At 71.7% G+C, this 24,918-nt stretch carries 20 protein-coding genes; 7 read left to right on the top strand and 13 right to left on the bottom strand.

Features of this window, described 5'->3' with window-relative positions; translation table 11 throughout:
• Positions 1-29 precede the first annotated feature (29 nt).
• Positions 30-809 carry a MerR family transcriptional regulator gene (locus tag ACQEU8_RS06360; protein ID WP_433097697.1) on the bottom strand — a complete coding sequence of 260 codons (780 nt, stop codon included), beginning with the start codon at positions 807-809 and terminating at the stop codon, positions 30-32.
• Between the two features lie 120 nt (positions 810-929).
• Here ACQEU8_RS06360 and ACQEU8_RS06355 point away from each other — a divergent pair, with 120 nt between their 5' ends.
• Both ACQEU8_RS06355 and ACQEU8_RS06350 read left to right on the top strand, forming a co-directional pair.
• A complete protein-coding gene (locus ACQEU8_RS06355) occupies positions 930-2,777 on the top strand; it encodes an AMP-dependent synthetase/ligase (RefSeq protein ID WP_433097695.1) in 1,848 nt (615 codons plus the stop codon).
• 131 nt (positions 2,778-2,908) lie between these two features.
• On the top strand, positions 2,909-4,393 hold the full coding sequence (locus tag ACQEU8_RS06350) for an amino acid permease (RefSeq protein WP_433097693.1): 1,485 nt from the start codon (positions 2,909-2,911) through the stop codon (positions 4,391-4,393).
• Between the two features lie 236 nt (positions 4,394-4,629).
• On the opposite strand, the gene ACQEU8_RS06345 is transcribed toward ACQEU8_RS06350, so the two are convergent.
• The 6 genes from ACQEU8_RS06345 to ACQEU8_RS06320 all read right to left on the bottom strand — a co-directional run bounded on the left by ACQEU8_RS06345 (position 4,630) and on the right by ACQEU8_RS06320 (position 10,599).
• Positions 4,630-5,931, bottom strand: a complete 1,302-nt coding sequence (locus tag ACQEU8_RS06345; RefSeq protein ID WP_433097691.1) for a cytochrome P450 family protein — start codon at positions 5,929-5,931, stop codon at positions 4,630-4,632.
• Positions 5,928-7,136 (bottom strand): cytochrome P450, encoded by a 1,209-nt coding sequence (locus tag ACQEU8_RS06340; RefSeq protein WP_433102189.1) that lies wholly within the window; start codon positions 7,134-7,136, stop codon positions 5,928-5,930. The genes ACQEU8_RS06345 and ACQEU8_RS06340 overlap by 4 nt, the downstream gene beginning before the upstream one ends.
• 77 nt (positions 7,137-7,213) lie before the next feature.
• A complete protein-coding gene (locus ACQEU8_RS06335; protein ID WP_433097689.1) occupies positions 7,214-7,855 on the bottom strand; it encodes a GTP-binding protein in 642 nt (213 codons plus the stop codon).
• Positions 7,836-8,198 (bottom strand): DUF742 domain-containing protein, encoded by a 363-nt coding sequence (locus ACQEU8_RS06330; protein WP_433097687.1) that lies wholly within the window; start codon positions 8,196-8,198, stop codon positions 7,836-7,838. Before ACQEU8_RS06330 ends, ACQEU8_RS06335 begins: the two co-directional genes overlap by 20 nt.
• Positions 8,195-8,623, bottom strand: coding sequence for a roadblock/LC7 domain-containing protein (locus ACQEU8_RS06325; protein ID WP_433097685.1), 429 nt, complete (start codon positions 8,621-8,623; stop codon positions 8,195-8,197). The genes ACQEU8_RS06330 and ACQEU8_RS06325 overlap by 4 nt, the downstream gene beginning before the upstream one ends.
• On the bottom strand, positions 8,620-10,599 hold the full coding sequence (locus ACQEU8_RS06320; RefSeq protein WP_433097683.1) for an ATP-binding protein: 1,980 nt from the start codon (positions 10,597-10,599) through the stop codon (positions 8,620-8,622). The genes ACQEU8_RS06325 and ACQEU8_RS06320 overlap by 4 nt, the downstream gene beginning before the upstream one ends.
• A 187-nt stretch (positions 10,600-10,786) precedes the next feature.
• Between ACQEU8_RS06320 and ACQEU8_RS06315 the strand changes: the two genes are divergently transcribed.
• The gene (locus ACQEU8_RS06315; RefSeq protein ID WP_433097681.1) at positions 10,787-11,665 is read left to right on the top strand and encodes an oxygenase MpaB family protein; all 879 of its coding nucleotides are present in this window, start codon (positions 10,787-10,789) and stop codon (positions 11,663-11,665) included.
• An 81-nt stretch (positions 11,666-11,746) separates the two neighbouring features.
• Here ACQEU8_RS06315 and ACQEU8_RS06310 read toward each other — a convergent pair whose 3' ends face one another.
• Positions 11,747-13,225: a M1 family metallopeptidase gene (locus tag ACQEU8_RS06310; RefSeq protein WP_433097679.1), complete on the bottom strand. Its 1,479-nt coding sequence runs from the start codon at positions 13,223-13,225 to the stop codon at positions 11,747-11,749.
• Positions 13,226-13,403: 178 nt separating this feature from the next.
• Here ACQEU8_RS06310 and ACQEU8_RS06305 point away from each other — a divergent pair, with 178 nt between their 5' ends.
• Positions 13,404-14,747 carry a M14 family metallopeptidase gene (locus ACQEU8_RS06305; RefSeq protein ID WP_433097677.1) on the top strand — a complete coding sequence of 448 codons (1,344 nt, stop codon included), beginning with the start codon at positions 13,404-13,406 and terminating at the stop codon, positions 14,745-14,747.
• 54 nt (positions 14,748-14,801) lie between these two features.
• Here the strand turns inward: ACQEU8_RS06305 and ACQEU8_RS06300 are convergent, their stop codons facing one another.
• The 5 genes from ACQEU8_RS06300 to ACQEU8_RS06280 form a co-directional block, all read right to left on the bottom strand.
• Positions 14,802-15,755: an FAD-dependent oxidoreductase gene (locus ACQEU8_RS06300; RefSeq protein ID WP_433097675.1), complete on the bottom strand. Its 954-nt coding sequence runs from the start codon at positions 15,753-15,755 to the stop codon at positions 14,802-14,804.
• Between the two features lie 161 nt (positions 15,756-15,916).
• Positions 15,917-17,917, bottom strand: coding sequence for an amylo-alpha-1,6-glucosidase (locus ACQEU8_RS06295; RefSeq protein ID WP_433097673.1), 2,001 nt, complete (start codon positions 17,915-17,917; stop codon positions 15,917-15,919).
• Positions 17,918-17,921: 4 nt separating this feature from the next.
• Positions 17,922-19,463, bottom strand: coding sequence for an MGH1-like glycoside hydrolase domain-containing protein (locus ACQEU8_RS06290; protein WP_433097671.1), 1,542 nt, complete (start codon positions 19,461-19,463; stop codon positions 17,922-17,924).
• Positions 19,460-20,278, bottom strand: a complete 819-nt coding sequence (locus tag ACQEU8_RS06285; protein WP_433097669.1) for a sugar phosphate isomerase/epimerase family protein — start codon at positions 20,276-20,278, stop codon at positions 19,460-19,462. The genes ACQEU8_RS06290 and ACQEU8_RS06285 overlap by 4 nt, the downstream gene beginning before the upstream one ends.
• Positions 20,279-20,358: 80 nt before the next feature.
• Entirely contained in the window at positions 20,359-21,405 is a 1,047-nt protein-coding gene (locus tag ACQEU8_RS06280) for a zinc-dependent alcohol dehydrogenase (protein ID WP_433097667.1), read from the bottom strand.
• Positions 21,406-21,548: 143 nt separating this feature from the next.
• On the opposite strand from ACQEU8_RS06280, the gene ACQEU8_RS06275 reads away from it, so the two are divergent.
• The 3 genes from ACQEU8_RS06275 to ACQEU8_RS06265 are packed head-to-tail and all read left to right on the top strand — an operon-like array spanning position 21,549 to position 24,894.
• A complete protein-coding gene (locus ACQEU8_RS06275; RefSeq protein WP_433097665.1) occupies positions 21,549-22,961 on the top strand; it encodes an ABC transporter substrate-binding protein in 1,413 nt (470 codons plus the stop codon).
• Entirely contained in the window at positions 22,958-24,004 is a 1,047-nt protein-coding gene (locus ACQEU8_RS06270; protein WP_433097663.1) for a carbohydrate ABC transporter permease, read from the top strand. The genes ACQEU8_RS06275 and ACQEU8_RS06270 overlap by 4 nt, the downstream gene beginning before the upstream one ends.
• Positions 24,004-24,894 (top strand): carbohydrate ABC transporter permease, encoded by an 891-nt coding sequence (locus tag ACQEU8_RS06265; RefSeq protein ID WP_433097661.1) that lies wholly within the window; start codon positions 24,004-24,006, stop codon positions 24,892-24,894. The genes ACQEU8_RS06270 and ACQEU8_RS06265 overlap by 1 nt, the downstream gene beginning before the upstream one ends.
• Positions 24,895-24,918: the final 24 nt, after the last annotated feature.

Raw genomic sequence — 24,918 nt, 5'->3', positions numbered from 1 at the left:
CGGTCGGTCTGCCGGCAGCGGACCCCGCGTCACTCCGCCGCGGGGTCCGTGCCCGTCCGCGGGGCGCGCTCCAGCGGGAAGACCGACCGCAGCTCCTCCTTCATCGAGCGCTGGAACGCCGTCACCAGCGCCTGCACCACCATCGGCTGCATATGCGCGGAGAGCGACTTCATCCGCTCCAGCCGCTCCGGGTCCGACTCCACCTCCCGGTACGGGTCCCACACTTCCTGCTTGAACAGCCGGCTCAGCTCCCGCGCCGCCGAGCGGGTGTGCTCCATCATCACCTCGCGCGCCGCCAGGATCGCCCCCTGGGAGATCGGTACGTCCAGCAGCCGCACCCCGAGCTGCACCAGCGCCGGATCCACCCGGAAGACGTCCGGGTCGTCCGTGCGGGCGAGGACGCTCATCGCCTCCAGCCGTTCGAGGTCGTCGTCGGTCAGCTCCCGCCCGACCCGGCCCTCCAGTTGGGCCCGCGTCGTCTCGTCCACCGTGTCCGGCAGCCAGGAGGCGACGACCGCGCGGTGGATCGCCAGGTCGTGGGCGCTGATGTCGTCGGGGAGCCGTTGCAGATAGCGTTCGATGGCCGCCAGCGTCATGCCCTGGTTCTGCAACTCCTCGATGAGCGCCAGCCGGGAGAGGTGCTCGGGGCCGTACCGGCCGACACGGCGGGGGCCGATGGTGGGCGGCGGCAGCAGACCGCGGGTGCTGTAGAAACGGACCGTACGAACGGTCACCCCCGCGCGGGCCGCGAGCTGGTCGACGGTGAGCTGGTCGGTGGGCTCGCCCGCCGCCCCGTCCTGTCGCTCCATCTGCCGCGCCCCTCTCACCGCGGCACCACCGGGGTGCCGTCCGTACCGATCATGTTCAACAGTATTGCTGTCTCACCACTCGTGTGAAACCTTCGGCCCACCTTCACGCGCGGAGGCGCCATGACGACGATCCTGCGACTGCCCAAGGAGCCGTCCGAGCTGACCATCCCGGACCTGCTGCTGCGTAACGTGCAGGACCACGGCGACCTCCCGGCGCTCTCCTGGTACACCGACGACGGAGACGAGGCCGACGGCAAGCGCACCACGCTCACCTGGGCCCGGGCCCGGCACCGGATCGCCGAACTGGCCGCCGGACTCGACGCGCTGGGCGTCACCCCCGGCGAACACGTGCTGCTCATGATGGGCAACCGGCCCGAGCACTGGCTGACCGATCTGGCCCTCGTCCACCTGGGCGCCGTCCCCGTCTCCGTGTACGGCACGGCCGCACCCGACCAGATCGCCCATATCGTGCGGCACTCCCGGGCCTCCCTCGCCGTCGTCGGCGGAGCGGAGGAACGGGCCCGCTGGGAACCGCTGCTGGAGCCGGAGAGGGAGCCGGAGAGGACGGCGCCCGGACGGATCCGGCGGCTCGTGGTGGCCGACGAGGACGCCGTCGGGCCGCACACTGGCTGGCACACCCTGCCGCGCCCGTATGAGCCCGGCACCTTCGAGCAGACCTGGCGCCGGGTGCGCTCCGGTGACCCGGTGACCGTCGTCTACACCTCGGGCACCACAGGTGACCCCAAGGGTGTGGTGATCAGCCACCGGAACGTCGTGCTCAACGGCATCGCGCTCGACGGCATCGCCGAACTGCCCGACCACGCCGACCACATCTGCTATCTGCCGTTCGCCCATATCGCCGAGCGGATGCTGGGCATCTACCTGCCGGTCTTCCGCGCCTCGCACGTCCATCTGTGCGCCGACCCCACGAGGGTCGCCGCGCTCGTCCGTGAGCTGCGCCCCGCGGAGTTCTTCGGGGTGCCGCGTGTCTGGGAGAAGCTGGCCGCCGCCGTCCGCGCCGGGCTGGAGGCGCTGCCGAGCGAGCGCAGGGCCGCCGTGGCCGAGGCGGCGAAGGTGGCCCGCGCCCATGTGCGCTGCCGGGAGCGCGGCACCCCGCCGGGCCCTGAGCTGGCGTCGGCGTACGAGAAGGCCCGGAGCGAGGTCCTCCGGCCGCTGCTCGCACCCGCCGGCTTCGACCGGCTGGTCTGGACGGCCAGCGCCTCGGCGCCCATGCCGCCGGACGTGCTCGACTTCTGGGCCGGCCTCGGCATCGTGATCATGGACGCCTGGGGGCTGACGGAGACGACCGGAGCGCTCACCCTCAACGGCCCCGCCGCCTTCCGGCTCGGTTCCGTAGGGCGTCCGCTGGCGGGCACCGAGATCCGTACGGCCCCGGACGGGGAGATCCTGGTGCGCGGCACCACGCTCTTCGCCGGGTATCTGCGCCCCGACGGCTCGGTCGAGCCCGGCACCGACGCGGACGGCTGGTTCGCCACCGGGGACATCGGCCGGATCGACGAGGACGGCTTCCTGTGGGTGACCGACCGCAAGAAGGAGATGATCGTCACCTCGACGGGGAAGAACATCTCCCCGGCGCTGGTGGAGAACGCGCTCAAGGAGCACCCGCTGATCGGCCAGGCCCTGGTCCACGGGGACGGCCGCTCCTACCTGGTCGCCCTCCTCGTCCTGGACGGCGAGACGGCCCCCGCCTGGGCGGCCCGCAACGGGATCGACGTACCGCCCGGCGAACTGGCGGCGCACCCCGCCGTACGCGCCGAGGTCGACCGTGCGGTGGCCGCCGCCAACGCCCGGCTGAGCGGCGCCGAACAGGTCAGGCGCCACCGGCTGCTGGCGGGGGAGTGGACCCCGGCGACGGGGGAGTTGACGCCCTCGCTGAAGCTGCGCCGGGAGGTCGTACGCGCTCGTTACCGGGAGGTCATCGAGGGGCTATACGAAGATCACGTGTGAGAAACCCCCTGGTGTGAGGTGTATCACCGCGTAGTCGGCCCCTCCGGGGTTAGGTGACGCCTTGGTCCGCAGCCGTGATCACGGCGGCCGCCGACCCGGCAAAGCCCATCCCAGAGTGAGTTGGACCAACTGTGAGCAACGATGTCGTCCAGGACGCCATCCCGTCGCAATCCGGCGGAGGCGACCAGGTCGCACCGCCGCCCCCGCACGGGTCGGCTGCGGACGCCGGTGACGCCGGCTACAGCAAAGACCTCAAAGCACGTCATATCAACATGATCGCCATCGGCGGGGCGATCGGCACCGGGCTCTTCCTGGGAGCGGGCGGACGCCTCGCCTCCGCCGGGCCCGCGCTCGCCATCGCCTACGCCGTCTGCGGTCTCTTCGCGTTCTTCGTCGTCAAGGCGCTCGGTGAGCTGGTGCTGCACCGGCCCTCGTCCGGCTCCTTCGTCTCGTACGCGCGTGAATTCCTCGGTGAGAAGGGCGCCTACGTCGCCGGCTGGATGTACTTCCTCAACTGGTCGACCACCGGCATCGCCGACATCACCGCCATCGCGCTCTACACGCACTACTGGAGCTTCTTCACCGACATCCCGCAGTGGGTGCTCGCGCTGATCGCGCTGGCCGTGGTGCTGGCCATCAACATGATCTCCGTGAAGATCTTCGGTGAGCTGGAGTTCTGGTTCGCCGTGATCAAGGTGGCGGCGCTGGTCGTCTTCATGGTCATCGGCATCGTGCTGCTGGCCACCCAGCACCCCGTCGGCGGGGACACCCCCGGGCTCAGCCAGATCACCGACCACGGCGGCGTTTTCCCCACCGGCCTGATGCCCGTCATCATCGTCATGCAGGGCGTCGTCTTCGCCTACTCCTCCGTCGAGCTGGTGGGCGTGACGGCGGGCGAGACCGCCGAGCCGGAGAAGGTCGTCCCCAAGGCCGTCAACGCGATCATGTGGCGCGTCGGCCTCTTCTACGTCGGCTCCGTGCTGCTGCTGGCGCTGCTGCTGCCGTGGGACAAGTACCAGGACGGGCAGAGCCCGTTCGTGACCGTGCTGTCCAAGCTCGGCGTGGACGGCGCCGGCGACGTGATGAACCTCGTCGTCCTCACGGCCGCCATGTCCAGCCTCAACTCCGGGCTGTACTCGACGGGGCGCATCCTCCGCTCCATGGCGATGGCCGGCACGGCGCCGAAGTTCACCGCGCGGATGAACGGCAGCCAGGTGCCCTACGGAGGCATCCTGCTGACCGCGGCGGTCTGTGTCATCGGCGTCGGGCTCAACTACGTCGTGCCGGGCAAGGCGTTCGAGATCGTGCTGAACATCGCGGCACTCGGCATCGTCAGCACCTGGTGCACCATCATGCTGTGCCACTGGGTGTTCGTACGCCGCGCCAAGGCCGGGCTCGTCGAGCGCCCCTCCTTCCGGCTGCCCGGCTCGCCGGTCACCGAGTGGGTGACCATCGCCTTCCTGATCGGCGTCATCGCCCTGATGTGGAACGACCCCGATGTGGGACGCAAGACGGTGATGCTGGTGCCGCTGATCGCCGCCGCACTCGTGGCCGGCTGGTTCGCCGTCCGTCGGCGCGTCAACGCCCTCGCCGCCGAGGACCAATTGAAGCGGTAACTTTCCACCGCCCCGTCGCCCTCGCCCCTCCGGGGTGGGGGCGGCGGCGTTTGCGTACCCCGCACGGGGCTGCGCTTGCCCACCCTGCGCCCTGGGGGCACCTCCCGGCCGGAGGCTGGGGGAGCAGACTGCCCAAGCTTCGCGGGCAAGCCATCAAGGGGCGCGGGGAACTGCGCGACCAGCCACAACACACCCGCAGACCGCGTACGTCGGGCAGGGGCACCCCCTCATCGGCGTCAGTGCAGCCGCACAGGCAATTCGTACAGCTCGTTCTGCGTGATCGCTGGCTTATTACGCAGCTCCGCGGGGTCGACCGCCAACCCCAGACCGGGAAACCGGTCGAACAGCGCGGGAAGAGCGACCAGCGCCTCCAGCCGGGACAACGGCGCGCCGGGACACACATGCGGCCCGTGTCCGAAGGACAGATGCCGGATGGGCGGCGTACGCGCAACGTCGAAGCGCCCCGCATCTGCCCCGTGCTGCTGCTCGTCCCGTCCGATCGCGCCATAGGCGATGATCACCGCGTCGCCCTGCTTCATGACCGTGCCGCCGACCTCCACGTCCTCCGTCGCGAAGCGAATCAGCACATGGGTGGTCGGCGCGTCCCAGCGCAGCGTCTCCTCGATGGCCGCCTCCCAGCTCACCTCGCCCGACCGGATCAGGGCCAGCTGTCCGGGATGGGTGAGCAGCGCCCGTACCGCGCTGACGATCAGGCTGATCGTCGTCTCGTGCCCGGCGGTGATCAGCACCTGGACGGTGGCGACGATCTCCTCGTCGCTGAGCGAGTCGCCCTCCTCGGCCGCCGCCAGCAGCGCACTGGTCAGATCGTCGCCGGGCGACTCCCTCTTCTGCGCGACGACGGCGCTGAACAGCGACCCCAGCTCCTCGATGATGCCCTGCACCTCTTCGGCCGGGGTGACGCTGCTGAAGAAACCGTCGTACAGCGTGCGCAGCCGCGGGATCTGGGTGGTGTCGATGCCCAGCAGATCGCCGATGACGGCCATCGGCAGCGGGTAGGCGAAGCCGGCCTTCAGATCGACGCGGCCCGCCGCGTCCGCCGATGCCTCCAGACCGTCCAGCAGTTCGTGGGTGATCTCCTCGATACGGGGCCGCATCGCCGCCACCCGGCGCGGGGTGAGCGCCTGCGCGGTCAGTGTGCGCAGCCTGCGGTGCTCGGGGCCGTCGAAGGTGAGCATGCTGGGGCCCGGGTCGGCCAGCCCGATCAGCGGCCAGGTCTGCGGGATCTCCCCGCGCTGGTAGGCGGCCCAGTGGCCGATGTCCTTCACCAGCCGGCTGTCCGTCAGCAGCTTGCGGGCCTCCGCATGGTGGGTGACCGCCCATACCCGTACCCCGCCCGGCAGTTCGACCGGAGCGAGGGGACCCGCGGCACGCAGCCTGGCCCCCTCGCCCGCCAGGTCGCGTACCAGCGGGTCGAGCACGATCACCTCGTCGGCGACACCCTCACGGCCTCGGCCGGAACTGGAACCGGGACTGGAACCGGAGCCCGGACCCGTTCCGGTGACGGGACACGACGTCATCCATGGCCTCCTGCGGTGCTCCTCGGGGTCGGTGTGAAGCGGACCGGAAGCGACGCCAGACCGCGCAGGAACGGCGAAGGACGCCAGACCAGAGCCTGCGCACTGACGGCCAGATCCACGTCGGGCAGCCGGTCCAGCAGGACCTCGATGCCGGTACGCGCGATGCCTTCGGCGATGTCCTGCGCCGGGTACGGGCAGCGGTGTTCGCCGTGCCCGAAGGAGAGGAAGGCGCTGTTCCCGCCGGTGAAGGCCGAACGGTCGGGCCGCACCTGGGGGTCGCCGTTGGCCGCCGCGAAGCTGAGCATCAGCAGGTCGCCCGCCGCGATGTGCCGCCCGGCCAGCTGGGTGTCGCGGGTCGTCCAGCGGCCCGCGATGTTCTGGGTGGGGGTGTCCTCCCACAGCACCTCGTTCATGGCCTCGGCGACGCTGTGCCGGCCGCCGGAGAGAGAGGCGGCGAAGCGGTCGTCGGTGAGCATCAGCCGCAGCGAGTTGCCGATCCAGTCGGCGGTCGGCTGGTGGCCCGCGACGATGTTCACCATCATGTCCTCGACGATCTCCTCGAAGGAGAAGTCGTCCGAGTAGTCGTGGTGCAGCATCCGGGAGGCCACCCCGGCGGCCGGTGCTTCGCGCCGGGACGCGAGCAGGGAGCGCATCGCCGCGTTGACCCGGTCGCGGCCCTCCAACGCGTCGGCCGCGCCGTCGACCAGCGCGTTGATACTGGGCACCAGGGCGGCACCGGCCTCGTCGGAGAAGCCGTAGAGCCGGGCGAGCACCAGTGCGGGCAGCACCTTGGCGTACTCGGCGATCAGATCGGCCGAGCCGCGCCCGCAGACCTCGTCGATCAGCCGGTCGGCGAACCGTTCGGAGTGGTCGCGCAGTTCGAACGGGTCGACGGCGGCCAGCGCGTCGCTGACCAGCGCCGAACGCCGGTGATGCCGCTCACCGACGGTGTAGAGGATCGACGGCTGCTTGCCGACCATCGGCAGCAGCGGCCAGTCCGCCGGAATGTTCGGCCACTGGTTCCACAGCCCCGAGTCGCGGCTGAAGAGCGCCGGATCGGAGGTGATCTGGTGCAGTTCCCGGTAGCCGAGCACCAGCCAGCAGGGCACCTCGCCCGGCAGCACGACCGGGGCGACCGGGCCGTGCTGCTCGTACATCTCGCGGTACAGCCGTGCGCGGTCGTCGTTCTGGAACCGCGGACCCATCAGCGGAACGGCGTCCGGGCTCGGGTGTGCGGGACAGCCGGGCGGTGGTGCGATGGTGCTGTACTGCTGGGTCGGTGTCACGGGGTGTTCTCCCGGGCGGAACGCGCGGTGGACAGGGCGTACAGGTGGTGGACGAGGGCGAGCAGCACGTCCTTGCTGGACTCGCGGGAGCGCGCGTCGCACTCGACGAGCGGGACCTCCCGGGGCAGGTCGAGCGCGTCGCGTACCTGCTCCACGGTGTGATGGGGACCGCCGAAGTCGTTGCACGCGACGATGAACGGGGTCCCGTGCGCCTCCAGCCGGTCGATGGCGTACCAGGAGTCCTCCAGCCGCCGGGTGTCCACCAGGACGACGGCGCCCAGGGTGCCGGAGAAGAGCCGGTCCCACAGGAACCAGAACCGCTCCTGGCCCGGCGCACCGAACAGGTACAGCACCGTCTCGTCGTTGAGGCTGATCCGGCCGAAGTCGAAGGCGATGGTGGTGGTCGTCTTGCCCTGTACGGCCGAGAGGTCGTCGACGCCCTCGCCGGCGCGGGTCATCGTCTCCTCGGTGTTCAGCGGGCGGATATCGCTGACGGCCCGCACCATGGTCGTCTTGCCGACGCCGAAGCCGCCGACGACCACGATCTTCAGTCCCTGGGCCGCGGTGCTGAGCAGTGGCGGGCGGGCTTCGGTGCCGCCGGTCGGCACCGGGTTCGCTTCAGAGGTTGCGGAGTCCAACGAGCACCTGCTTCAGGATGTCGGGATCGGGCAGTGCGTCAGCGGTCTGGGCCCGCCGCGGATGGCGGGCGGTGATCTTTCCCTGCGCGAGCAGATCGCCCAGCAGGATGCGGACGACGCTCACCGGCAGGCCCAGGTCGGCGGCGAGTTCCACGACCGCTGTGGGGAAGCGGCAGATACGGAGGATCGCGGCGTGCTCCGACTGCATGCCACGCACCGGCGCGCTCTCACTGACCACGAGCGTCACCAGGTCGAAGGTCTCGGCTCCGGTCGTGGAACGGCTGCGCCCGCCGGTCACGGTGTACAGCCGGTCCGGGTCCTCGTCCCGGCCCGGCCGGGTCATACTGCTCCGCCTCCGTGGCCGTCGCCCCCGGCCGACTGGCGCGGCGGGGCGCTGAGGTACTCGCTGAGCTGTTCGATCAGCTCGTTCATGTTGTGGCCGATGAGCCCCACGTCGGAGTCCTCCTCGGCGACGACGGCCAGGTGCGCGCCGGCGCCCGCCTCCACGACGAACAGGATGCCGCCGTAGAACTCCGCCATCGCCTGGCGCACCCCGCCGTTGCCGTCGCCGAACTCGACGGAAGCCCCGTGCGACAGGCTCTGGATGCCGGCCGAGATGGCCGCGAGCTGGTCGGCCTGGTCGATGGAGAGCTCCGGGGTACGGCACAGTTTGAGGCCGTCACGGGAGAGCACGAGAGCGTGCCGGGCACCCGGGGTGCGCTCCAGGAGATTCTCCAGCAGCCAGTCGAGCTTGCTGTCAGTGATCATTCGGTGTCGTCCTCCGAGAGGGAAGAGGAGCGGGCGGGGGAGGAGGCGGAAGGCGTGGGGTTCTGACCGGTTTCTTCGGAGTCGGCGCCCTGGACGGCCCGGCGGAAGTCACCGAACCGGGTGCCGGAGGGGCGCTTGCGGGCGGCCGGCGGGGTCCTGCCGTCCGCGGCCGCCTCCTCGGCGTCCCCGGCCCCGCGCTCCGAGCCGGACCGGGTGCGCTCGGTCCGCGACGGGGCGGCCGAGGCCCGGGCGACGGCCGCGAGGGTCTGGCCCCGCCGCCGTTTGGGCAGTCCGCTCTCGCCGTACTCCTGGGGTGGCGGGGCCGCGTTCGCGTAGGCGCCGCTCTCCTGCCGGTCGTGGCCCTGGGCGTCCTGCTGGGCGCCGGCGGCGGGCTCCGGCTGTCGCATGTGGTCGGTCTCCGGACGGGTGTGGTCCGCGGCGGGGCGTCCCTGGTCCGCAGCCGGTCGGATGTGGTCGGCCGGCTGGCGGGACCGGTCCGGGACGGGGCGGGACTGGTCCGGGACGGAACGGTTCTGGGCCACGTCGGGACGGGTCTGGTCCATGCCGGGACGGGTCCTGTCCACGCCGGGACGGTCGGCAGCCGGGCGCGGAGCGCTCTGGGCGGCGCTCAGTGCGGGGCGGGGGCGGGCGGGCTCGGCCACCGGCGGCGGTGCGGGTGCGGGCTCCTCGTGGCGCTGCTCGGTGATCAGCTCGCGCGGGACCCGGACGAGCACGCCCGTGCCGCCGTGCGCGGAGGGCCGGAAGGAGACGGACAGGCCGTGCTTGCGGGCCAGCCGCCCCACCACGGCCAGACCGAGCCGGGTGCCGGACAGCGTGGTCAGGTCGCCGTGGTCGGCGGAGACGGCCTGCTGGGCGCGGCGCAGCGCGACCTCCCCCATCACCAGGCCGCCGTCCTCGACGGTGATGACCACGCCCGCGGCCACCTCCTCGACGTAGACGTGCACTTCGGAGGTGGGCGGGGAGAAGTTCGCCGCGTTGTCCATCAGTTCGGCCAGCAGGTGCATGACGCCCTCGGCCGCGTGGCCTGCGATGGCGACCTCGCTCGTCGAGTGCAGCCGCACCCGCTGGTAGCCGCTGATCCGGCCCATGGCGCCGCGCAGGATGGACTCCATCACGATCGGCTTGGCCCAGCGGCGGCCCGAACGCGCGCCGGTGAGCACCGCGATGGAGTCGGCGATCCGGCCCATCTGGGCGTTCCTGTGGTCCAGCTGCAACAGGTCGCCCAGCACGTCCTCGTCCGCGTGCCGGTGCTCCATCTCGCGCAGGTCGGCGGCCATGCTGGTGGCCAGCGCCTGCACCCGGCCCGCCGCGTTGGCGCACGCCGACATCGCCGCGGCCCGCATGTTCTCGCCCCTGTGCACCTCGCGCGCCAGGGTGACCAGCACCCGGCGCTGTGCCTCGGAGGCCGCCGGGGGCGCCTCGGCCAGCGCGGTCTCCGCGGAGCCGCCCTGCCGCAGCCGGTCGATCACGGCGGGCACGGTCGCGTCGGCGAAGTAGTTGTCGGCGGCGTCCCGTTCGGCCGCCCGGGCGTTGCCGGCGGCCAGCGCGGTACGCAGCGAACGGGCGGTCAGCCGGGCGTGTGCCGCCACCGTGACCGCCACGCACAGCACCAGACCGGCCGCACCGGTGCCCCAGGCAACCCCGGTACGCGCCGACTCGTCAGTGCTGTAGACGGTGATCAGGCAGGCGATGCCCGCGACGGCGACGGAGACCAGCAGCGCGAGCGCCGTACCGACGGCGGTCCCACCACCGGCGGTCGGCTGACCGGCGCCCGTGGTCGCCTGACCGGCGTTAGCTACCGGCTGACCGGTGTTCGCGACCGGCTGGGTGGGGTTTGCGACCGGCTGACCGCCGTTCGTGGCCGACTGTGTGGTGCCTGTGACCGGCTGAGCGGTGCCGACTGCCGGTTGGCCCGCGCCTGCGGCCGGTGGCGGTGATATCTCGGGGGAGGTCATCAATCAGGTCCTAGGGGACGGAACCGGGCAGAGGCGAGAGCTGAGCCGCAGCCCTCCGATCAACGTCGCACCAATATAGGCCAGTTAGTGATCACTGAGCAGCTCAGGGGTGCTCCGGATTGCACAGCATTCCGGGCGCCGCGCCGGAACCGGTCACCGCAGGCATCATGAGGGCCCCGGAGGCATCATGAGAAGAGTGCAGGCAAGCGAACGACAGTGCCCTACGCGCACCGAGCCGGAGCCCCCGCCCCCGGACGGCATCCTGTGGGACGTCGTCGGGGAGGTCCGTCAGCTGCTCATGCTGCCCTCCGCGCTCACCCTCCAGGTGGCCCACCCCGCCGTCGGCGCCGGAGTGGACGAGCACTCCGTCTTCCGTACCGACCCCTGGGGCCGCGGCGAACGCTCGATCCAGAGCTTCCTGCTGTGGGTCTACGGCGGCGAGGAAGGTATCGCCGAGGGGCGCAGGCTGCGTGAGCTGCACAAGAACATCCAGGGCGTGGACGCACACGGTCACCGCTACCACGCGCTCACCCCCGCCTACTACGCGTGGGTGCACGCCACCGGCTTCCCCACCTACCGGCACGCCCAGCGCTACCTCGGCCGCCGCCCCTACACCGACGACGAGGAGCGGCAGCTGTACGCCGAGTGGCTCCAGGTCGGCCGCGTCCTGGGCATCCACGACCGGGACATGCCCCCGACTCGGGAGGAGTTCTGGCCCTACTGGCGCCGGATGCTGGCCGAGGAGATCGAGCCCACCCGGGTCGTCCGTGAACTCACCGAGGTGAACACCGACATTCCCCCGCCGCCTTACGGGCCTCGGGCCGTGCGGTGGGCCCTGCGGACGGTGTGGCCGCTGGTGCTTCCCGGGTTCGCCCGGTTCCGGCGGTTCATGACGGTCGGGCTGATGCCGCCCGACGCGCGGGACGCCTTGGGGCTGTCCTGGACGCCCCGTCAGGAACGCCGGCTGCGCCGCCTCGGCCGTGTCCTCGCCCGCACCCTCCCGCTCCTTCCGGAGCGGCTGCGCTTCCTCCCCTACGCCCGGCGGGCCCGCGCCGCCCGCCGCTGACCCCTCGCGGGGGCGCCCACGGCGTGCGTGGGCGCCCCGAGGCGGCCGTGGCTCAAGGGCCGGTGGCTCAAAGGCGGCGGCTCAGTGGCGGTGGTGGTCCGCGGTGTGGATCCGCTTCCAGGAGCGGGGCTGCTCAGGGGTGCCCTTGGCGGTGAAGGCGGCGGCCTTCGCGGCGGGCTTCGACGGCTGGTACAGCCAGGTGTCGAAGAGCCCGGAAAGCCGCTCGCCGGAGACCTTCTCCGCGTAGGCCACGAAGTCGCCCACCGCGGCGTTGCCGCCCTTGTGCTGCTGCGGCCACCCCTTCAGCACGGCGAAGAAGTCCTTGTCACCGATCTCGTTCCGCAGCGCCTGCAAGGCCATGGCGCCCCGGTCGTAGACCGCGCGGTGGAACTGGTTGTCGGGGCCCGGGTCACCGGGCTTGACCTTCCAGAAGGCGTCGTCGGCCGGGCGCGAGGCGTAGGCGTAGTCGGCCAGTTCCTGCGCGGTGCCCTCGCCCTGGTCCTCCGACCAGAGCCACTGCGCGTACCGCGCGAAGCCCTCGTTGATCCAGATGTCCTTCCAGCCCTTGACGGAGACGCTGTCCCCGTACCACTGGTGCGCCATCTCGTGGACGACGACGGAGGTGTTGGAGCCGTCCGCGAAGTCGTCGGGGCTGTAGAAGGGGCGGGTCTGGGTCTCCAGCGCGTAGGTGGTGTCGGTGTTGGGCACGTAGCCGCCCAGGGCGTCGAAGGGGTAGGCGCCGAAGTAGCCCTCGAGCCACTCGGTGATCTCGGCGGTGCGCTCGACGCTCGCCCGTGCCGCGCCCTCGTGCTGGCCCAGATCCTTGCTGTAGGCGTTGATGACGGGCAGTCCTGAGTCCGTCTTGGACGTCGTCACATCGAACTTGCCGACAGCGAGGGTGGCCAGATAGGTGGCCTGCGGGGCGCGGGAGCGCCAGTTGTAGCGCGTCCAGCCGGCCTGCGAACGCTGCGACTGGAGCGTGCCGTTGCTGAGGGCCTGGGTGCCGTCGGGGACGGCGACGCTGACGTCGTAGCTCGCCTTGTCCGTGGGGTGGTCGTTGCTGGGGAACCACCACCAGGCGGACTCGGGCTCGTTGGCCGCGACCCCGCCGTCCTTGGTGCGCAGCCACGAGGTGAAGCCGTTCACCTCGACCTTGGAGGGGACGCCCTGGTACCGCACCACGACGGTGGCCTTCTCGCCCTTGGCGAGCGGCTCGGCCGGGGTCACCTCCAGCTCGTGCGCGCCCGAGGTGGCGAACCGGGCCTTCTTCCCGTTCACCCGCACCTCGCTGACGTCCAGCGCGAAGTCCAGATTGAAGCGCGACAGGTCCTGCTGGGCAGTGGCCAGCAGGGTGGCGGTGCCCGAAAGCTTGTCCGTCTTCGGCTGATAGGTGAGCCGCAGATCGTAGTGGGAGACGTCGTAGCCGCCGTTCCCGTATGCCGGGTAGTAGGGGTCGCCCACGCCCGGGGCTCCCGGGGTCGGTTCGGCCGCCGAGGCCGGGACCGCGAGCAGCACCGAGGCCGCTGCTATCGCACCCGGGACGATCAGTCTGTGACGCACGAGTCCTCCAACTCTTCTGCGACAGGAGTCACTTCTTCTACGACAGGAGTCACTTCGTCCGAAGCGTATGTACTCACGCGTCACACAGCATGTCCACAGCAATCATCGTCATCCGGCCGTCATCCGGGCGACATACGCCCCCTTCTGCACACGAGTTCGTACGGTTACCTTCCCTCATATGGCGATACGCCCGCGGCCCGGCCGCTCCCGGTGGAAGACCACAGCCCTCACCTCGGCGGCGTTGCTCGTTCCCCTGCTGGCCACCACGTCCGCGCGGGCCGCTCCGGGCTCCGGGCCGGATTCCCCGCCGCCGCGCACCGGTTTCGAGCGCTCGCACGGCGCCCGCTGGACCACGCAGGCCGAGGAACAGCGGTTTCTCCGCACCGTTGACCGGGCCGGCCGCCGCGTCACCCTCGACACCATCGGCCGCACCGAGCAGGGCCGTCCCCTCCAACTCGTCAGCATCGGCGCCCCCACGCCCCCGGACCCGGAGCGGGTGCGCCACGGCAACTCCGTACTGCTGGTCTGCTCCCAGCACGGTGACGAGCCCGCCGGCCGCGAGGCGTGTCTGAGCACCGTGCGGGATCTGGCGTTCACCGAGGACCGCGCCGTCCAGCGCTTTCTGTCCCGTACGACGCTGCTGGTCATCCCGACGGCCAACCCTGACGGCCGGGCCGCGGACACCCGTGGCAACTCCACGGGCACCGACATCAACCGCGACCATCTCGCGCTCAAGACTCCCGAGGCCCGCGCGATGGCGGCCGTCCTCCGCGACCGGCGCCCGGACACCGTCTACGACCTGCACGAATACAGCGCCCACGCGCCGTACTACGTCAAGGACCTGCTCTCCCTGTGGCCCCGCAACCTCAACACCGCGCGGGCCCTCCACCAGGAGTCCACGGCGCTGTCCGAGCAATACGTACGCCCCGCCGCCGAGGACGCGGGCTACAGCACCGGCATCTACGGCATCTGGACCGATCCCGATACCGGCGAGCCCGTCAAACAGGTCGCGGGCGACGGGCAGGAGCGCATTCTCCGCAACACCGTGGGCGTCAAACACTCCGTGGGGCTCCTGGCCGAGACGCGGACCGACCCCCTCACGGACGAGGAAGAACAGGACGAGGCCGCCAACAACCGGCGCCGCGTCGGCTCCCATCTGGCAGCGCTCGCCGGCACGTTCGACTTCGCGGACAGGCATCGCGGCCGTATCGAGGCGGCCACGGAGCGGGCCCGCGCCGAGGGCTTCGCCGATCGCGGACCGGTCTATCTCGACGGCGCGGACAACGACGAGCCCGCCGACGACCAGGTGCTGACCGACCCGCCCTGCGGGTATGCGCTGACCGCCGCGCAGTGGCACGACGTCAGCTCAACGCTCCAGCTGCACGGCGTGCGGGCCGAGCGCCGCGGCGATGGCGCGTTCGTGCCGCTGCGCCAGTCGCAGCGCGCGCTGGTACCGCTGTTGCTGGACGGCCGCGCGAAGTTCGGGCTGACGGCTGGGACGCCGGTGGCGCGGTGCGAGTGAGGGGCTCGGGCCGGTCACCCGGCCCGCGGTGCGAGTGAGGGAGCTCGGCGCCGGTCACCCGGCCGCCGGGCCCGGTGGCCCGACCAGCCGGGCGGCGTCCACCGCGCAGCCCCAGGAGACGGTGACGCCCGCGCCGCCGTGCCCGTAGTTGTGCACGCACAGCGATGTGCCGCCCCGCCCGTCCGGCACCCGCTCCGCCTCCAGCCGGACGCTGGGCCGGAACGGACGCAGGCCCACCCGGTGTTCGAGGACGGTGGCGCCGGCCAGCTCCGGGTGGACGGCGGCGCACCGCCGTAGGATCGCCGCGGCGGTCGCCATGTCCGGCTCGCGCTGCTCGGCGCCGTCCTCCGCCGTACCGCCGAGGACCAGACCGTAGGGCTGCGGCAGGATGTACGTCGTCTCTTCGGCACTGTCATTCGCGGCGACGCACCACTCGTCGATGCCCGGGTTCTCGACGACGAGGAGCTGGCCGCGTACGGCACGCACCGCCGGATCCGGCACCAGTTCGCGAGCGCCGAGTCCGGCGCAGTTCACCACAGTGGGCGCCGCGGCTGCCGCCTCGGTGAGGGAGCGGGCCGCGCGCTGCTCCCAGCGGCCGCCCGCCGCCTCGAACCGGCCCACCAGATAACGGAGATAACTCGGCATATCGACAAGCGGAGCCCTAGGAGGCGTGCCGGTCAGCGCGCTCCACTCCGGCGGCGGGGTACTGCCCGGCATCCGCCCGCGCACCAGCCTCACCCCCGTCGTCGGCGGCTGCTCGGCCAGCCAGGAGAAGTGCCGGAACGAGCGGACCGCCCAGTCGAGAGCCTGCTTCTCCGGCTCGATGCGGTACGGCCAGATGAGCCCGCCCGCCACCGCCGATGTCGTCCCGCCAGGCGGCTCGGGGCTCCACACCCGTACGTCCATCCCGCGTTCCGCGAGAATCACGGCCGTCGTCAACCCGATGACCCCGCCGCCGAGCACCAGGACGCCGCCGCCCGCTCGCTCGTCCCGAGTCTCCGCATCCATGCGGGGACAGTACGGCATCAGGGCGTGTCCGGCGGATCTTGCGTACCCGGCAATGGGGGCTGCGCTTGCCAGCCCTGCTCCCCCAAGCTCTTCGAGCAGGGGGTACCCCCATGGCGCAGACCTCCCAAGCGCAAGAGGTGCGCCCCCGTCACGGGCACCCCCTACCGCCCTCCCTCCAACGCCGTCACCAGCGCCAACGGCGTCGCCGCCGCCCACGCCTGGGGCGAGCACGCGTGCGGGTACGGCACCGGGGCAGGGTGCTCCGCACGGGAGTACCCCGCCAGCACCTCCGGGAGCCGGTACCCGTGGTGCGCGGCGGCGGCCAGCAGCCCCTCCGTGAGACGCGCGGCCTCGGCCCGCAGACTGTAACGGGCCAGGCCCAGCGCGATCAGCGCATTGTCCTGCGGCCAGACGCTGCCGCGATGGTAGGAGAGCGGATGGTACGCACGCTGCCCCGCGGCCAGCGTCCGCACGCCCCAGCCGGAGAAGAAGTCCGGCTCCAGCAGCCGCCGCCCCACCGTCTCGCCCCGGCGCTGCCCCAGGATGCCCGACCACAGCAGATGCCCCGCGTCGGAGGCGAGCGCGTCCATCCGGCGCCCGGTCTCGTCCAGCGCGAGCGGCGGGAAGCCGCGGTCCGGCAGCCAGAAGTCGGCTCCGAACCGCTCCCGCAGCCCGGCCGCAGCCCGCTCCAGCCCGCCGGCGTAGCCGGGGTCGCCCCAGGCGGTGCGGGCGAGTTCGGCGGTCCGGCACAGCGCGTCGTACGCGTACCCCTGCGCCTCGGCGACCATCACGGCGCCGGTCGGCAGGGTGCCGTCGGCCGCGCAGATCGCGCCGGGGGAGTCCTTCCAGTTCTGGTTGGCCAGCCCGCCCTCGTCCGGCCGGTAGGCGAGATAGCCCAGGTCGTCCAGGCCGCCGTGGGCGAACATCCACCGCACGGCGGCGCGCGCCTGCGGCTCCAGACGGCGGGCGAGCTCCATGCCCGCGGCGCCCTGCTGCTCCGCGTAGGCGCCGAGGAGGACGAGGAAGAGCGGGGTGGAGTCGACGGATCCGTAGTAGCGCCCGTACGGCACCTGACCGAAGGCGGCCAGCTCCCCGTTCCGCACCTCATGCACGATCTTCCCCGGCTCGGCCACTCGTTCCGGATCCGCCGTCTCGGCCTGGGTGGCGGCCAGCGCCAGCAGTGTGGCCTCGGCGAGTTCGGGGCGGTAGGGGAGGGCGAAGAAGGAGGTGAGGAGGGAGTCCCGGCCGAACAGCGTGAGGAACCAGGGCACTCCGGCGCCCGGTACCCGCAGCGGCGCACCGTCGGGCCCGGGGACGGTGACGCACAGCCCGGCCAGATCGGCCAGCCCCTGTTCACAGGCGCGGGCCAGCTCCGGCCTTGCGGTACGGCGGCTCGGGCACGGCTCGGCCGCGACGAACTTCTCCCGCGCGGCGGCCAGTTCGGAGCGTATGGCCGCCGGGTCCCGGCCGTCGTACGCGGCACCGGCCTGGCCGGTCTCCGGTGCGCCGTGCGGCAGCGCCGCCGCCCGCAGCCGCAACTCGACCGTGCCGTGCGGCGACGGCTCCAGGAGCCAGCTCAACCGGTGTGCCGTGGCGTCGCCTTCGGCGGTCCCGGCCGCCACGGTTTCGGCGGGAGCGGGGTCGGCGGTCACGACGGTACGGGCGTGCCAGCCGGGACCGCGCCGGTAGTGGAACTCGACTCCGTCCGCGCGGGTGACGGCGCTGCGTGCGGCGTCCGGCCTCGGGTACGCGTGGTGCGGCGAGCGCAGCTCCATCTGGTCGGCGAAGTCGGCGTCCACAGTGAGACTGAGGCGTATTGGAGCCGCGCCCTGGTTGCTGACGACACGTATGCGCTCCGTCAGCACACCGTCCACCACGGCCTGTTCACGGAAGAGGGTGCACGCGGGCGGCTCCTCGCGGCTACCGCGCGGGGTCAGTACGGCAGCGGCCGGTTCGCAGGACTGGTCCGGCTCCGGGGCCGCCACCAGGATCGTCGGAGCGCGGCCGTCGAGCGTCAGCTGCCAGCGGCTCAGATGGCGGGTGTCCCGGCTGAAGAGCCCGTCCGGCGTCGTCGTCCCCGGGGTTCCGGTGATGTCCCCCGAGGGAGCCAGCATCGCGAAGGTGCCGTTGTGCACGAGCAGCCGGTGCTCGGTCGCCGTCATCGGTTCACGGTCCCTTCTCGGGCGCGGGCACGGGCGCGGGCGCCGGGATGCGCGGGGCGCCGGGGGCTGCCGCCGCGTGGGACGTACGGGGAGCGGGCAGCGCGCCGCCGGTGTCCCGGGCGAGCAGGTCCAGGGCGAGCGCCGCCGTCCAGCTGAAGTCGCGGGCACCACGGCCCTGCCCGGTGTACGGGTCGAGGTACTCCGCGAACCGGCTGGCCGCCGCCGCGTGCAGCACCTCGGCGCCCAGCGCGTCGGCCCGTGCCTCCTCGCCGTGCTGCCGAAGTCCGCGCTCCAGCAGCCAGTTGACGTTGAACCAGGCCGGTCCCCGCCAGTACCGGCACCGGTCGAAGGCGGCGCCGCGCAGGTCGTAACTGGGCAGCAGCCGCACGGCCGTGCCCAGCCCGTAGTGCTCGCCCGAGACCGTACGCAGCAGCGTCTCCACGACAGGGCGGGGCAGCTGCGGCGCCACCAGCGGCAGCAGCCCGGCGGCGCTGCGCTCGGCCACCAGCCGCCCGCCGTGCCCGTCCCCCGCCGTGTCGCCGACCGGTTCCGCGCGCAGGTCGCGGCAGAGGAACTGCCCGGCCTCGGGCGACCACAGCCGCTCCACCAGCGCCTCGGTCAGCGCCGCGGCACGCTGCCGGTGGGCGTCCGGGTCGCCGTCCAGCACCTCGGCGATCCGGGCCAGTGCGTACTCGGAGGCGATGAACAGGGCGTTGAACCCCGGGTCTTCCACGGCGAAGGAGTGCGGGGCCGCGGCATCGCGGTAACCGTGGTCGCGGTACTCGGCGGCCAGCCGCACATAGCGCCCGTAGTCCAGGTCGGTCGGCCGGTCGGCCGCCGTCCCGTGCACCAGGTCGGCACGCCGGAACGAGCCGGCGGCCGCGGGCTCGATCCTGGCCAACGGGCCGTCCCAGCAGGGGCTGTTGTCCATCCCCGGCTCCCAGGGGTGCACCACGGCGGCCAGCCCGTGCCCGCCCAAGTCGCGGTGGTCGGCCAGATAGCGGTGCCAGGCCACCAGCCGCGGATACACCCGGGCCAGGAAGCCGCGCCGCGCAGAGGTACCCGGATCGGCGCTGTGCACCAGCCAGGCGGCCAGCGCGTGCACCGGCGGCTGCACCACGCCGGACGTCTCCACGGTGCGCGGCGCACCGGCGGCGGCCCCCGCCGAGGACGAGCGCCAGAAGTCGGGGCTGGGGAAGTACGCGTCGAGCGGCACCGAGCGGTTGAAGACGATGTGCGGCACCCGCCCGTCGCCCCACTGCGCTCCCAGCAGCGTCTCCACCTCCTGCTGGGCCCGTACGGGGGAGAGGTGGCGCAGCCCGATGGCGATGAACGCCGAGTCCCAGCTCCACTGGTGCGGATACAACTCGCGGGACGGCACGGTGGAGCTGCCGGTCCAGTTGCCCAGCAGCACCCGGCAGGCGGCGCGGCGCAGTGCGCGGCGGTCCCGGTCCTCGGGCAGCCGCTGGATGGCGGTCGGGCGGGACGGTGCGGAGGCGGGCACCGGCGTGGTCGCGGTGCCGGCCGGCGCCGGGGGAGGCGTCACCGGGCCACCCCACCGGTGCGGGCGGCCAGGAACGGCGGTATGGACCGTACGGCCTCCGCGGGGTCCAGATCAGGGCTCAGCCGGCACTCGACGGCCAGGTGCCCGTCGTAGCCGGCGCTGTCCAGGGCGCCCAGCCACGCGGACCAGTCCAGGTGCCCGGCGCCCGGCTGGTACCGGTTGGAGTCGCTGACCTGCGCGTGCCCGATGTACGGGGCCGCCGCCAGAATCGCGGCCGGCGGGTCGGCCTCCTCGATGTTCATGTGGTAGCTGTCGATCCCGATCCGTACGGAGTCCAGGCCGACGGTACGGATCAGCTCCGCCGCCTGCTCCAGCCGGTTGACCATGTGGTCCTCGTAGCGGTTCAGCGGCTCCAGGAAGAGGGTTACTCCCTCCGCCCCGGCGTGCTCGCCCAGTGTCGCCAGCCCGTCGAGGAGCACCTCGCGGTCCTCCTCCTCGCTGCGGGGCGGGATGAAGGGCGGCAGCCGGCGCGAGAACATCCCGTACGAGGCGGGGGTCTGCGCCCCCACACCGCCCAGCTCGGCGATGACGGAGAGCTGCGACGTCAGCTGGGCGAGCGCGTCGCGGCGCTGGGCCGCGTCGAACGCCGCGAAGAAGTGCGGCATGTCGACGCAGACCGTCGGCATGATCACGCCGTCCGCCTTGGCCCGGCGCAGTTCGGGCAGCCGGTCGCGGAAGTGGAAGTCGCCCTTGCCGCGCAGCTCGATGCCGTCGTATCCGGCCTCCTGGGCGAACTCCCACTTCTGCTGGAGGGTTTCACCCGGGAGCAGCTGCTCCTGGCAGGCCGTCTTGAACATGGTTCGCCTTTCGCGGTGTCGGTACGGCTGGGCGGGAAGGGTCGAGTCCGCTTCGGTGTCGGGGGCGGGCAGGGGCACGCTCAGAATTCGAGCACCACCTGCAACGCGTCCCCGGGCCGCTCGTCCAGCAGGACGTAGGCCTCGGCCGCATCCGCCACCGGCACCACATGGCTGACCAGCGATGTGACGTCCACCCGCCCCTCGGCGACGAGCCGCAGAAAGGTGCGCTGCAACCGCTCGACGGTCCACCGGCCGAACAGCGCCTGCGGCACACCGCCGATCTGCGAGCAGACCAGCTGGGCCCGGTTGTGGTGGAACTCGTCGCCGAGCCGCAGCCCGGTCCCGTCCCCCTGGTAGAAGCCGGCGGCCACCACTCGCCCGCCGACCGCGACCGACCGCAGCGCCTCGTGCAGCGCGGGGTAGGCGCCGCTGATCTCGATTGCCGCGTCCGCGCCCCGCCCGTCGGTCGCCTCGCGGATCCGCTCCGCGACGGCGTCGGTACGGGCGTTCAGCGTCGCCCCGGCACCGTGGGCGAGCGCCCGCTCCAGCCGTACGTCCAGCGCGTCGACGGCCGTCACGCGGGCCCCGTTGAGCTGGGAGAGCCGGGTGGTCAGCAGGCCGATGACGCCCTGGCCGAAGACGGCGATGTCCTCGCCGAGATGGATATCGGCGCCGAGGACCGCGTTGTAGGCGATGGCGCCGACCCGGGCGAACGCCCCGGCCAGCGGCTCGAGTCCGTCCGGCAGGGTGTGCCCGGCCATCCGCTCGGCGGGCACGATGCCCTCGCTGCGGTGGCCCCAGATGCCCCACACCAGGTCGCCCACGCGGGGGATGTCCGGCGTGTCGGCCAACTCGGGGGAGATCTCGGTGACTTCGCCGACCTCCGAGTAGCCCCAGCCCGCGACCGGGTACGCGATGCCCGCCGCGCCCTCCCGGAAGAGGCGTGCTTCGGAGTCCCAGCTGCGCGTGAGATAGGGGTTCGTGCCCCGGTACGCGGTCAGTTCCGTGCCTGCCGATATGCCGGAATAGCGGGTGCGGACGCGCAAGTGGCCGGGTGGCAGCGGCTCGCTCTCCTGCTCGGCCACCTCGACCGCACGCGGGCCGGTGAACTGGACAACTCGCTCCACAAGGGACTCCGGGCGGCTCGGCTTCGGCGGTTTCGTAGAAGATACATCGGGGTTACGTCTTGTGAACAGACAGAACTGGTGTTGAGATGCGTAACTCACAAGCTGAATTCGGATCGAACCGAAGTCGGAACCGAGGGTGAGGCATGCAGACGTGGACGCGGCGGTCGAAGGTGACCGCGGCCGGGCTCGCGGGGGTGCTCGGGGCGGGTCTCCTCGCCGGCTGCTCCGGGAGCGCCGAAGCAGGTCCGGACAAACCGGACAAAAAACTGACGGTGTGGACGCTGGAGAACCTGCCGGCGCGGATGGCGGCCACCAGGAAGATCATCTCCCGCTACGAGCGGAAGAGCGGGGTCCAGGTCAAGCTCGTCGGCGTCGACGAGGGCCAGCTGCCACAGATGATCATGTCGGCTGCCGCCGCCGGCGACCTTCCCGATGTGATCGGCGCGCTCCCGCTCGGCCAGGTCTGGCAGATGTACGAGAACGACCTGCTCAACACCAAGATCCCGGCCGACATCGTCAAGAAGCTCGGCCCCGGCACCTTCAATGCCAACGCGCTGAAGCTCACCGCCGACGGCCGCACCCGGCTGACTGTCCCCTCCGACGCCTGGCTCCAGCTCCTCGTCTACCGCAAGGACCTGTTCAAGAAGGCCGGCCTCGCCCCGCCAACCAGCTACGCCACCATGACGAAGGCCGCCGAGAAGCTCGACAAGGGGCGGATGGACGGCATCTCGCTGGCCACCGACCCGGGCGACGCCTTCACCCAGCAGAGCTTCGAGAACCTGGCGCTGGCCGACGACTGCCGGCTCATCACCAAGGGCGAGGTGGCACTCGACTCGCCCGCCTGCCGCCGCGCCTTCGCCACCTACCGGACACTCGCCCGCGACCACGGTCCGGTGGGCACCCAGACGGTCGACTCGACCCGCGCCACCTACTTCGCCGGCCGCTCGCCCATGGTGATGTGGTCCTCCTTCCTGTTGGACGAGTTGGCCGGTGAGCGCGCGGACGCCCGACCCAGTTGCGCCCAGTGCAAACGCGATCGGGGGTTCCTCGCCGAGCACAGCGGCATCACCACCGCGCTCAAGGGCCCGGACGCGGCGAAGGCCGGCCAGTTCGGGGAGATCACCTCGTGGACGGTGACCAAGACCGCCGAGACGGCGGCGTCCCGCGGCTTCGTCGAGTACATGATGGGCGCCGGATACCAGGACTGGTTCCGCATGGCCCCCGAGGGCAAGATCCCGGTTCGCGAGGGCACCGCCGACGAGCCGGAGAAATACACCCGGGCATGGCGTGCCAGCAGGCTCGGCGTCGAGGCCACCCACCGCAAGCGGCTCGACGAGATCTACCCGGAGAAGCTGCTGGAGGAGCTGACCGAGGGCATCGGGAAGCTGCGCCGCTGGGGCATCACCGAGGGCGAGGGTGCCCTGGTCGGAGCCACCAACGGCGAGCTGCCGGTCGCCAAGGCCGTCGGCGAGATGACCAGCGGGCAGACGGCGCCGGATGAGGCGGCCCGCGACGTCGACGAGGAAGTCGGCGCACTGCGGAGGTCCCTGCGATGAGCACCACGTCCCCCACGCCGCAGAGTGCCGCGCCCGACAAAACGAAAAAAGGTAGCGAAACAGGCAAAAGGGAGCCGACTCCGGAGTCCGGTGGTCCGCGTCGGCGGCAGCTGACCGGCGCCGCGCGGGAGAACCGCGCCGGGCTCGCCTTCGTCACCCCCACCTTCCTCGTCGTCCTGGTGGTCGTCGTCCTGCCGATCCTCTGGACGGTGCTGCTGGCCTTCCAGCGGGCCCGGCTCGTGGACATCCAGGGCATGAGCCTGCTCGGCAACTGGTCGCTGGACAACTTCACCGGCGTCTTCACCTCGCCCGGGTTCTGGTCCAGCCTGTGGACGACCCTGCTGTACACCATCGGCTCGACCGCCGGCTCCGTACTGCTCGGCCTGATCGCCGCCCTCGCACTGCGCAGACCGTTCCGCGGTCGCGGCCTGCTGCGCGGCTCGATGCTGCTGCCGTACGTGGCGCCCGTGGTGGCCGTCGCCTTCGTATGGCAGATCGCGCTCAGCCCGCAGTTCGGCATCGTCAACGAGTGGGGCGGCAAGCTGCTGGGCTGGGACGATCCGATCGCGTTCCTCTCCACCCGCTCCTGGGACGTCTCCCTGCTCGGGCTGCACTTCGAGGTGCCGCTGGCGCTGCTGACCGTCGTCGCCTTCGAGACCTGGCGCTACTTCCCGTTCGCCTTCCTCTTCCTGCTGGCCCGCCTCCAAGCCGTCCCAGACGTCCTGGAAGAAGCCGCGAAGGTGGACGGCGCCACCCCCACCCAGCGATTCCGCTACGTCCTGCTGCCCCAGCTGATGCCGGTCATCGCGCTGCTGTGCGTACTGCGTTTCATCATGACGTTCAACAAGTTCGACGACATCTACCTGCTCACCGGCGGCGGTTCCGGCACCGACGTGGTGGCCGTACGGGTCTACGACTTCCTCACGGCACGCTTCGACGTGGGAGCCGCGGCGGCCCAGGCGCTGGTGCTCGCCCTCGTCCTGATGGTGCTGCTGGGCGTGTACTTCAAGTTCTTCGCCAAGAAGGTCGAGGAGGAGGCGTGATGAGCGGCATCCGTACGTCGCTGCCGAGCCGTGCGCAGTTCGAGGAGCGGCTCTTCGGAGTGCTCCGGCGAGTGGTGATCGTCTTCCTGGCGCTGATCACCCTGGTGCCCTTCTGCTACATGCTGCTGCTGTCGGTGAAGCCCATCGACGCGCTGCTGCTGAATCCGGGCCAACTGTGGGTGTCTGCCGAGGACTTCACTCTCAGTACGTACGAGGAAGTACTGAAGCCCACCTCCGAGGGCGGCCAGGGCTTTCTGCACATGCTCGCCAACTCCGCGCTGGTCTCCCTCGGCGCGGTGGTGCTGACCCTGCTCGCCGCGATCCCCGGCGCCTACGCGGTCAGCCGGCTGAAGTTCTTCGGCAACCGGCAGGTGAGCGTCCTCTTCCTCGCCGTCTACCTCTTCCCGGCGACGCTGCTGGCCGTACCGCTGTTCGTGATGTTCGCGAAGATGGGGCTCCAGGGCAGCCTGGTCGGGCTCGCCATCGTCTACATCGCGCAGACCGTGCCGGTGTCGATCTACATGATGAAGAACTACTTCGTCACCATCCCCTACTCCATCGAGGAGGCGGCGGCCCTCGACGGCTGCACCCGGCTCCAGACCGTACGCAAGGTGATCCTGCCGCTCGCCGCTCCCTCGGTGATGGCGACCGGGCTCTACGTCTTCATGATCGCCTGGAACGAGTTCCTCTTCGCGCTGCTCTTCCTGGCCGCACAGCCGGAGAAGTGGACGGTCTCACTCGGGCTCCAGCAGCTCGCCAACGGCGTCGAGGTCTCCAAAACGGTGCTGATGGCAGGATCGGTGGTGCTGACCATCCCCGTCGTACTGCTGTTCTTCGCCATGGAACGGCTCCTGACCGAGGGCCTGACCAGCGGCGCGGACAAGAGCTGAGCGGCCCGGAGCCGCCGGCGGACA

The sequence above is a fragment of the Streptomyces sp. CA-250714 genome (genome assembly GCF_050936705.1).
Taxonomy (GTDB): Bacteria; Actinomycetota; Actinomycetes; order Streptomycetales; family Streptomycetaceae; genus Streptomyces.
Note: the sequence above shows the minus strand (reverse complement) of the source record. Positions and strands in the feature narration are given on the sequence as shown.

Bases quoted from the DNA above. Each gene is read 5' to 3' on its own strand.
- ACQEU8_RS06360 (WP_433097697.1), bottom strand. From the start codon at position 809: ATGGAGCGACAGGACGGGGCGGCGGGCGAGCCCACCGACCAGCTCACC.
- ACQEU8_RS06355 (WP_433097695.1), top strand. From the start codon at position 930: ATGACGACGATCCTGCGACTGCCCAAGGAGCCGTCCGAGCTGACCATC.
- ACQEU8_RS06345 (WP_433097691.1), bottom strand. From the start codon at position 5,931: ATGACGTCGTGTCCCGTCACCGGAACGGGTCCGGGCTCCGGTTCCAGT.
- ACQEU8_RS06340 (WP_433102189.1), bottom strand. From the start codon at position 7,136: ATGGGTCCGCGGTTCCAGAACGACGACCGCGCACGGCTGTACCGCGAG.
- ACQEU8_RS06330 (WP_433097687.1), bottom strand. From the start codon at position 8,198: ATGACCCGGCCGGGCCGGGACGAGGACCCGGACCGGCTGTACACCGTG.
- ACQEU8_RS06325 (WP_433097685.1), bottom strand. From the start codon at position 8,623: ATGATCACTGACAGCAAGCTCGACTGGCTGCTGGAGAATCTCCTGGAG.
- ACQEU8_RS06320 (WP_433097683.1), bottom strand. From the start codon at position 10,599: ATGACCTCCCCCGAGATATCACCGCCACCGGCCGCAGGCGCGGGCCAA.
- ACQEU8_RS06315 (WP_433097681.1), top strand. From the start codon at position 10,787: ATGAGAAGAGTGCAGGCAAGCGAACGACAGTGCCCTACGCGCACCGAG.
- ACQEU8_RS06305 (WP_433097677.1), top strand. From the start codon at position 13,404: ATGGCGATACGCCCGCGGCCCGGCCGCTCCCGGTGGAAGACCACAGCC.
- ACQEU8_RS06300 (WP_433097675.1), bottom strand. From the start codon at position 15,755: ATGGATGCGGAGACTCGGGACGAGCGAGCGGGCGGCGGCGTCCTGGTG.
- ACQEU8_RS06295 (WP_433097673.1), bottom strand. From the start codon at position 17,917: ATGACGGCGACCGAGCACCGGCTGCTCGTGCACAACGGCACCTTCGCG.
- ACQEU8_RS06285 (WP_433097669.1), bottom strand. From the start codon at position 20,278: ATGTTCAAGACGGCCTGCCAGGAGCAGCTGCTCCCGGGTGAAACCCTC.
- ACQEU8_RS06275 (WP_433097665.1), top strand. From the start codon at position 21,549: ATGCAGACGTGGACGCGGCGGTCGAAGGTGACCGCGGCCGGGCTCGCG.
- ACQEU8_RS06270 (WP_433097663.1), top strand. From the start codon at position 22,958: ATGAGCACCACGTCCCCCACGCCGCAGAGTGCCGCGCCCGACAAAACG.
- ACQEU8_RS06265 (WP_433097661.1), top strand. From the start codon at position 24,004: ATGAGCGGCATCCGTACGTCGCTGCCGAGCCGTGCGCAGTTCGAGGAG.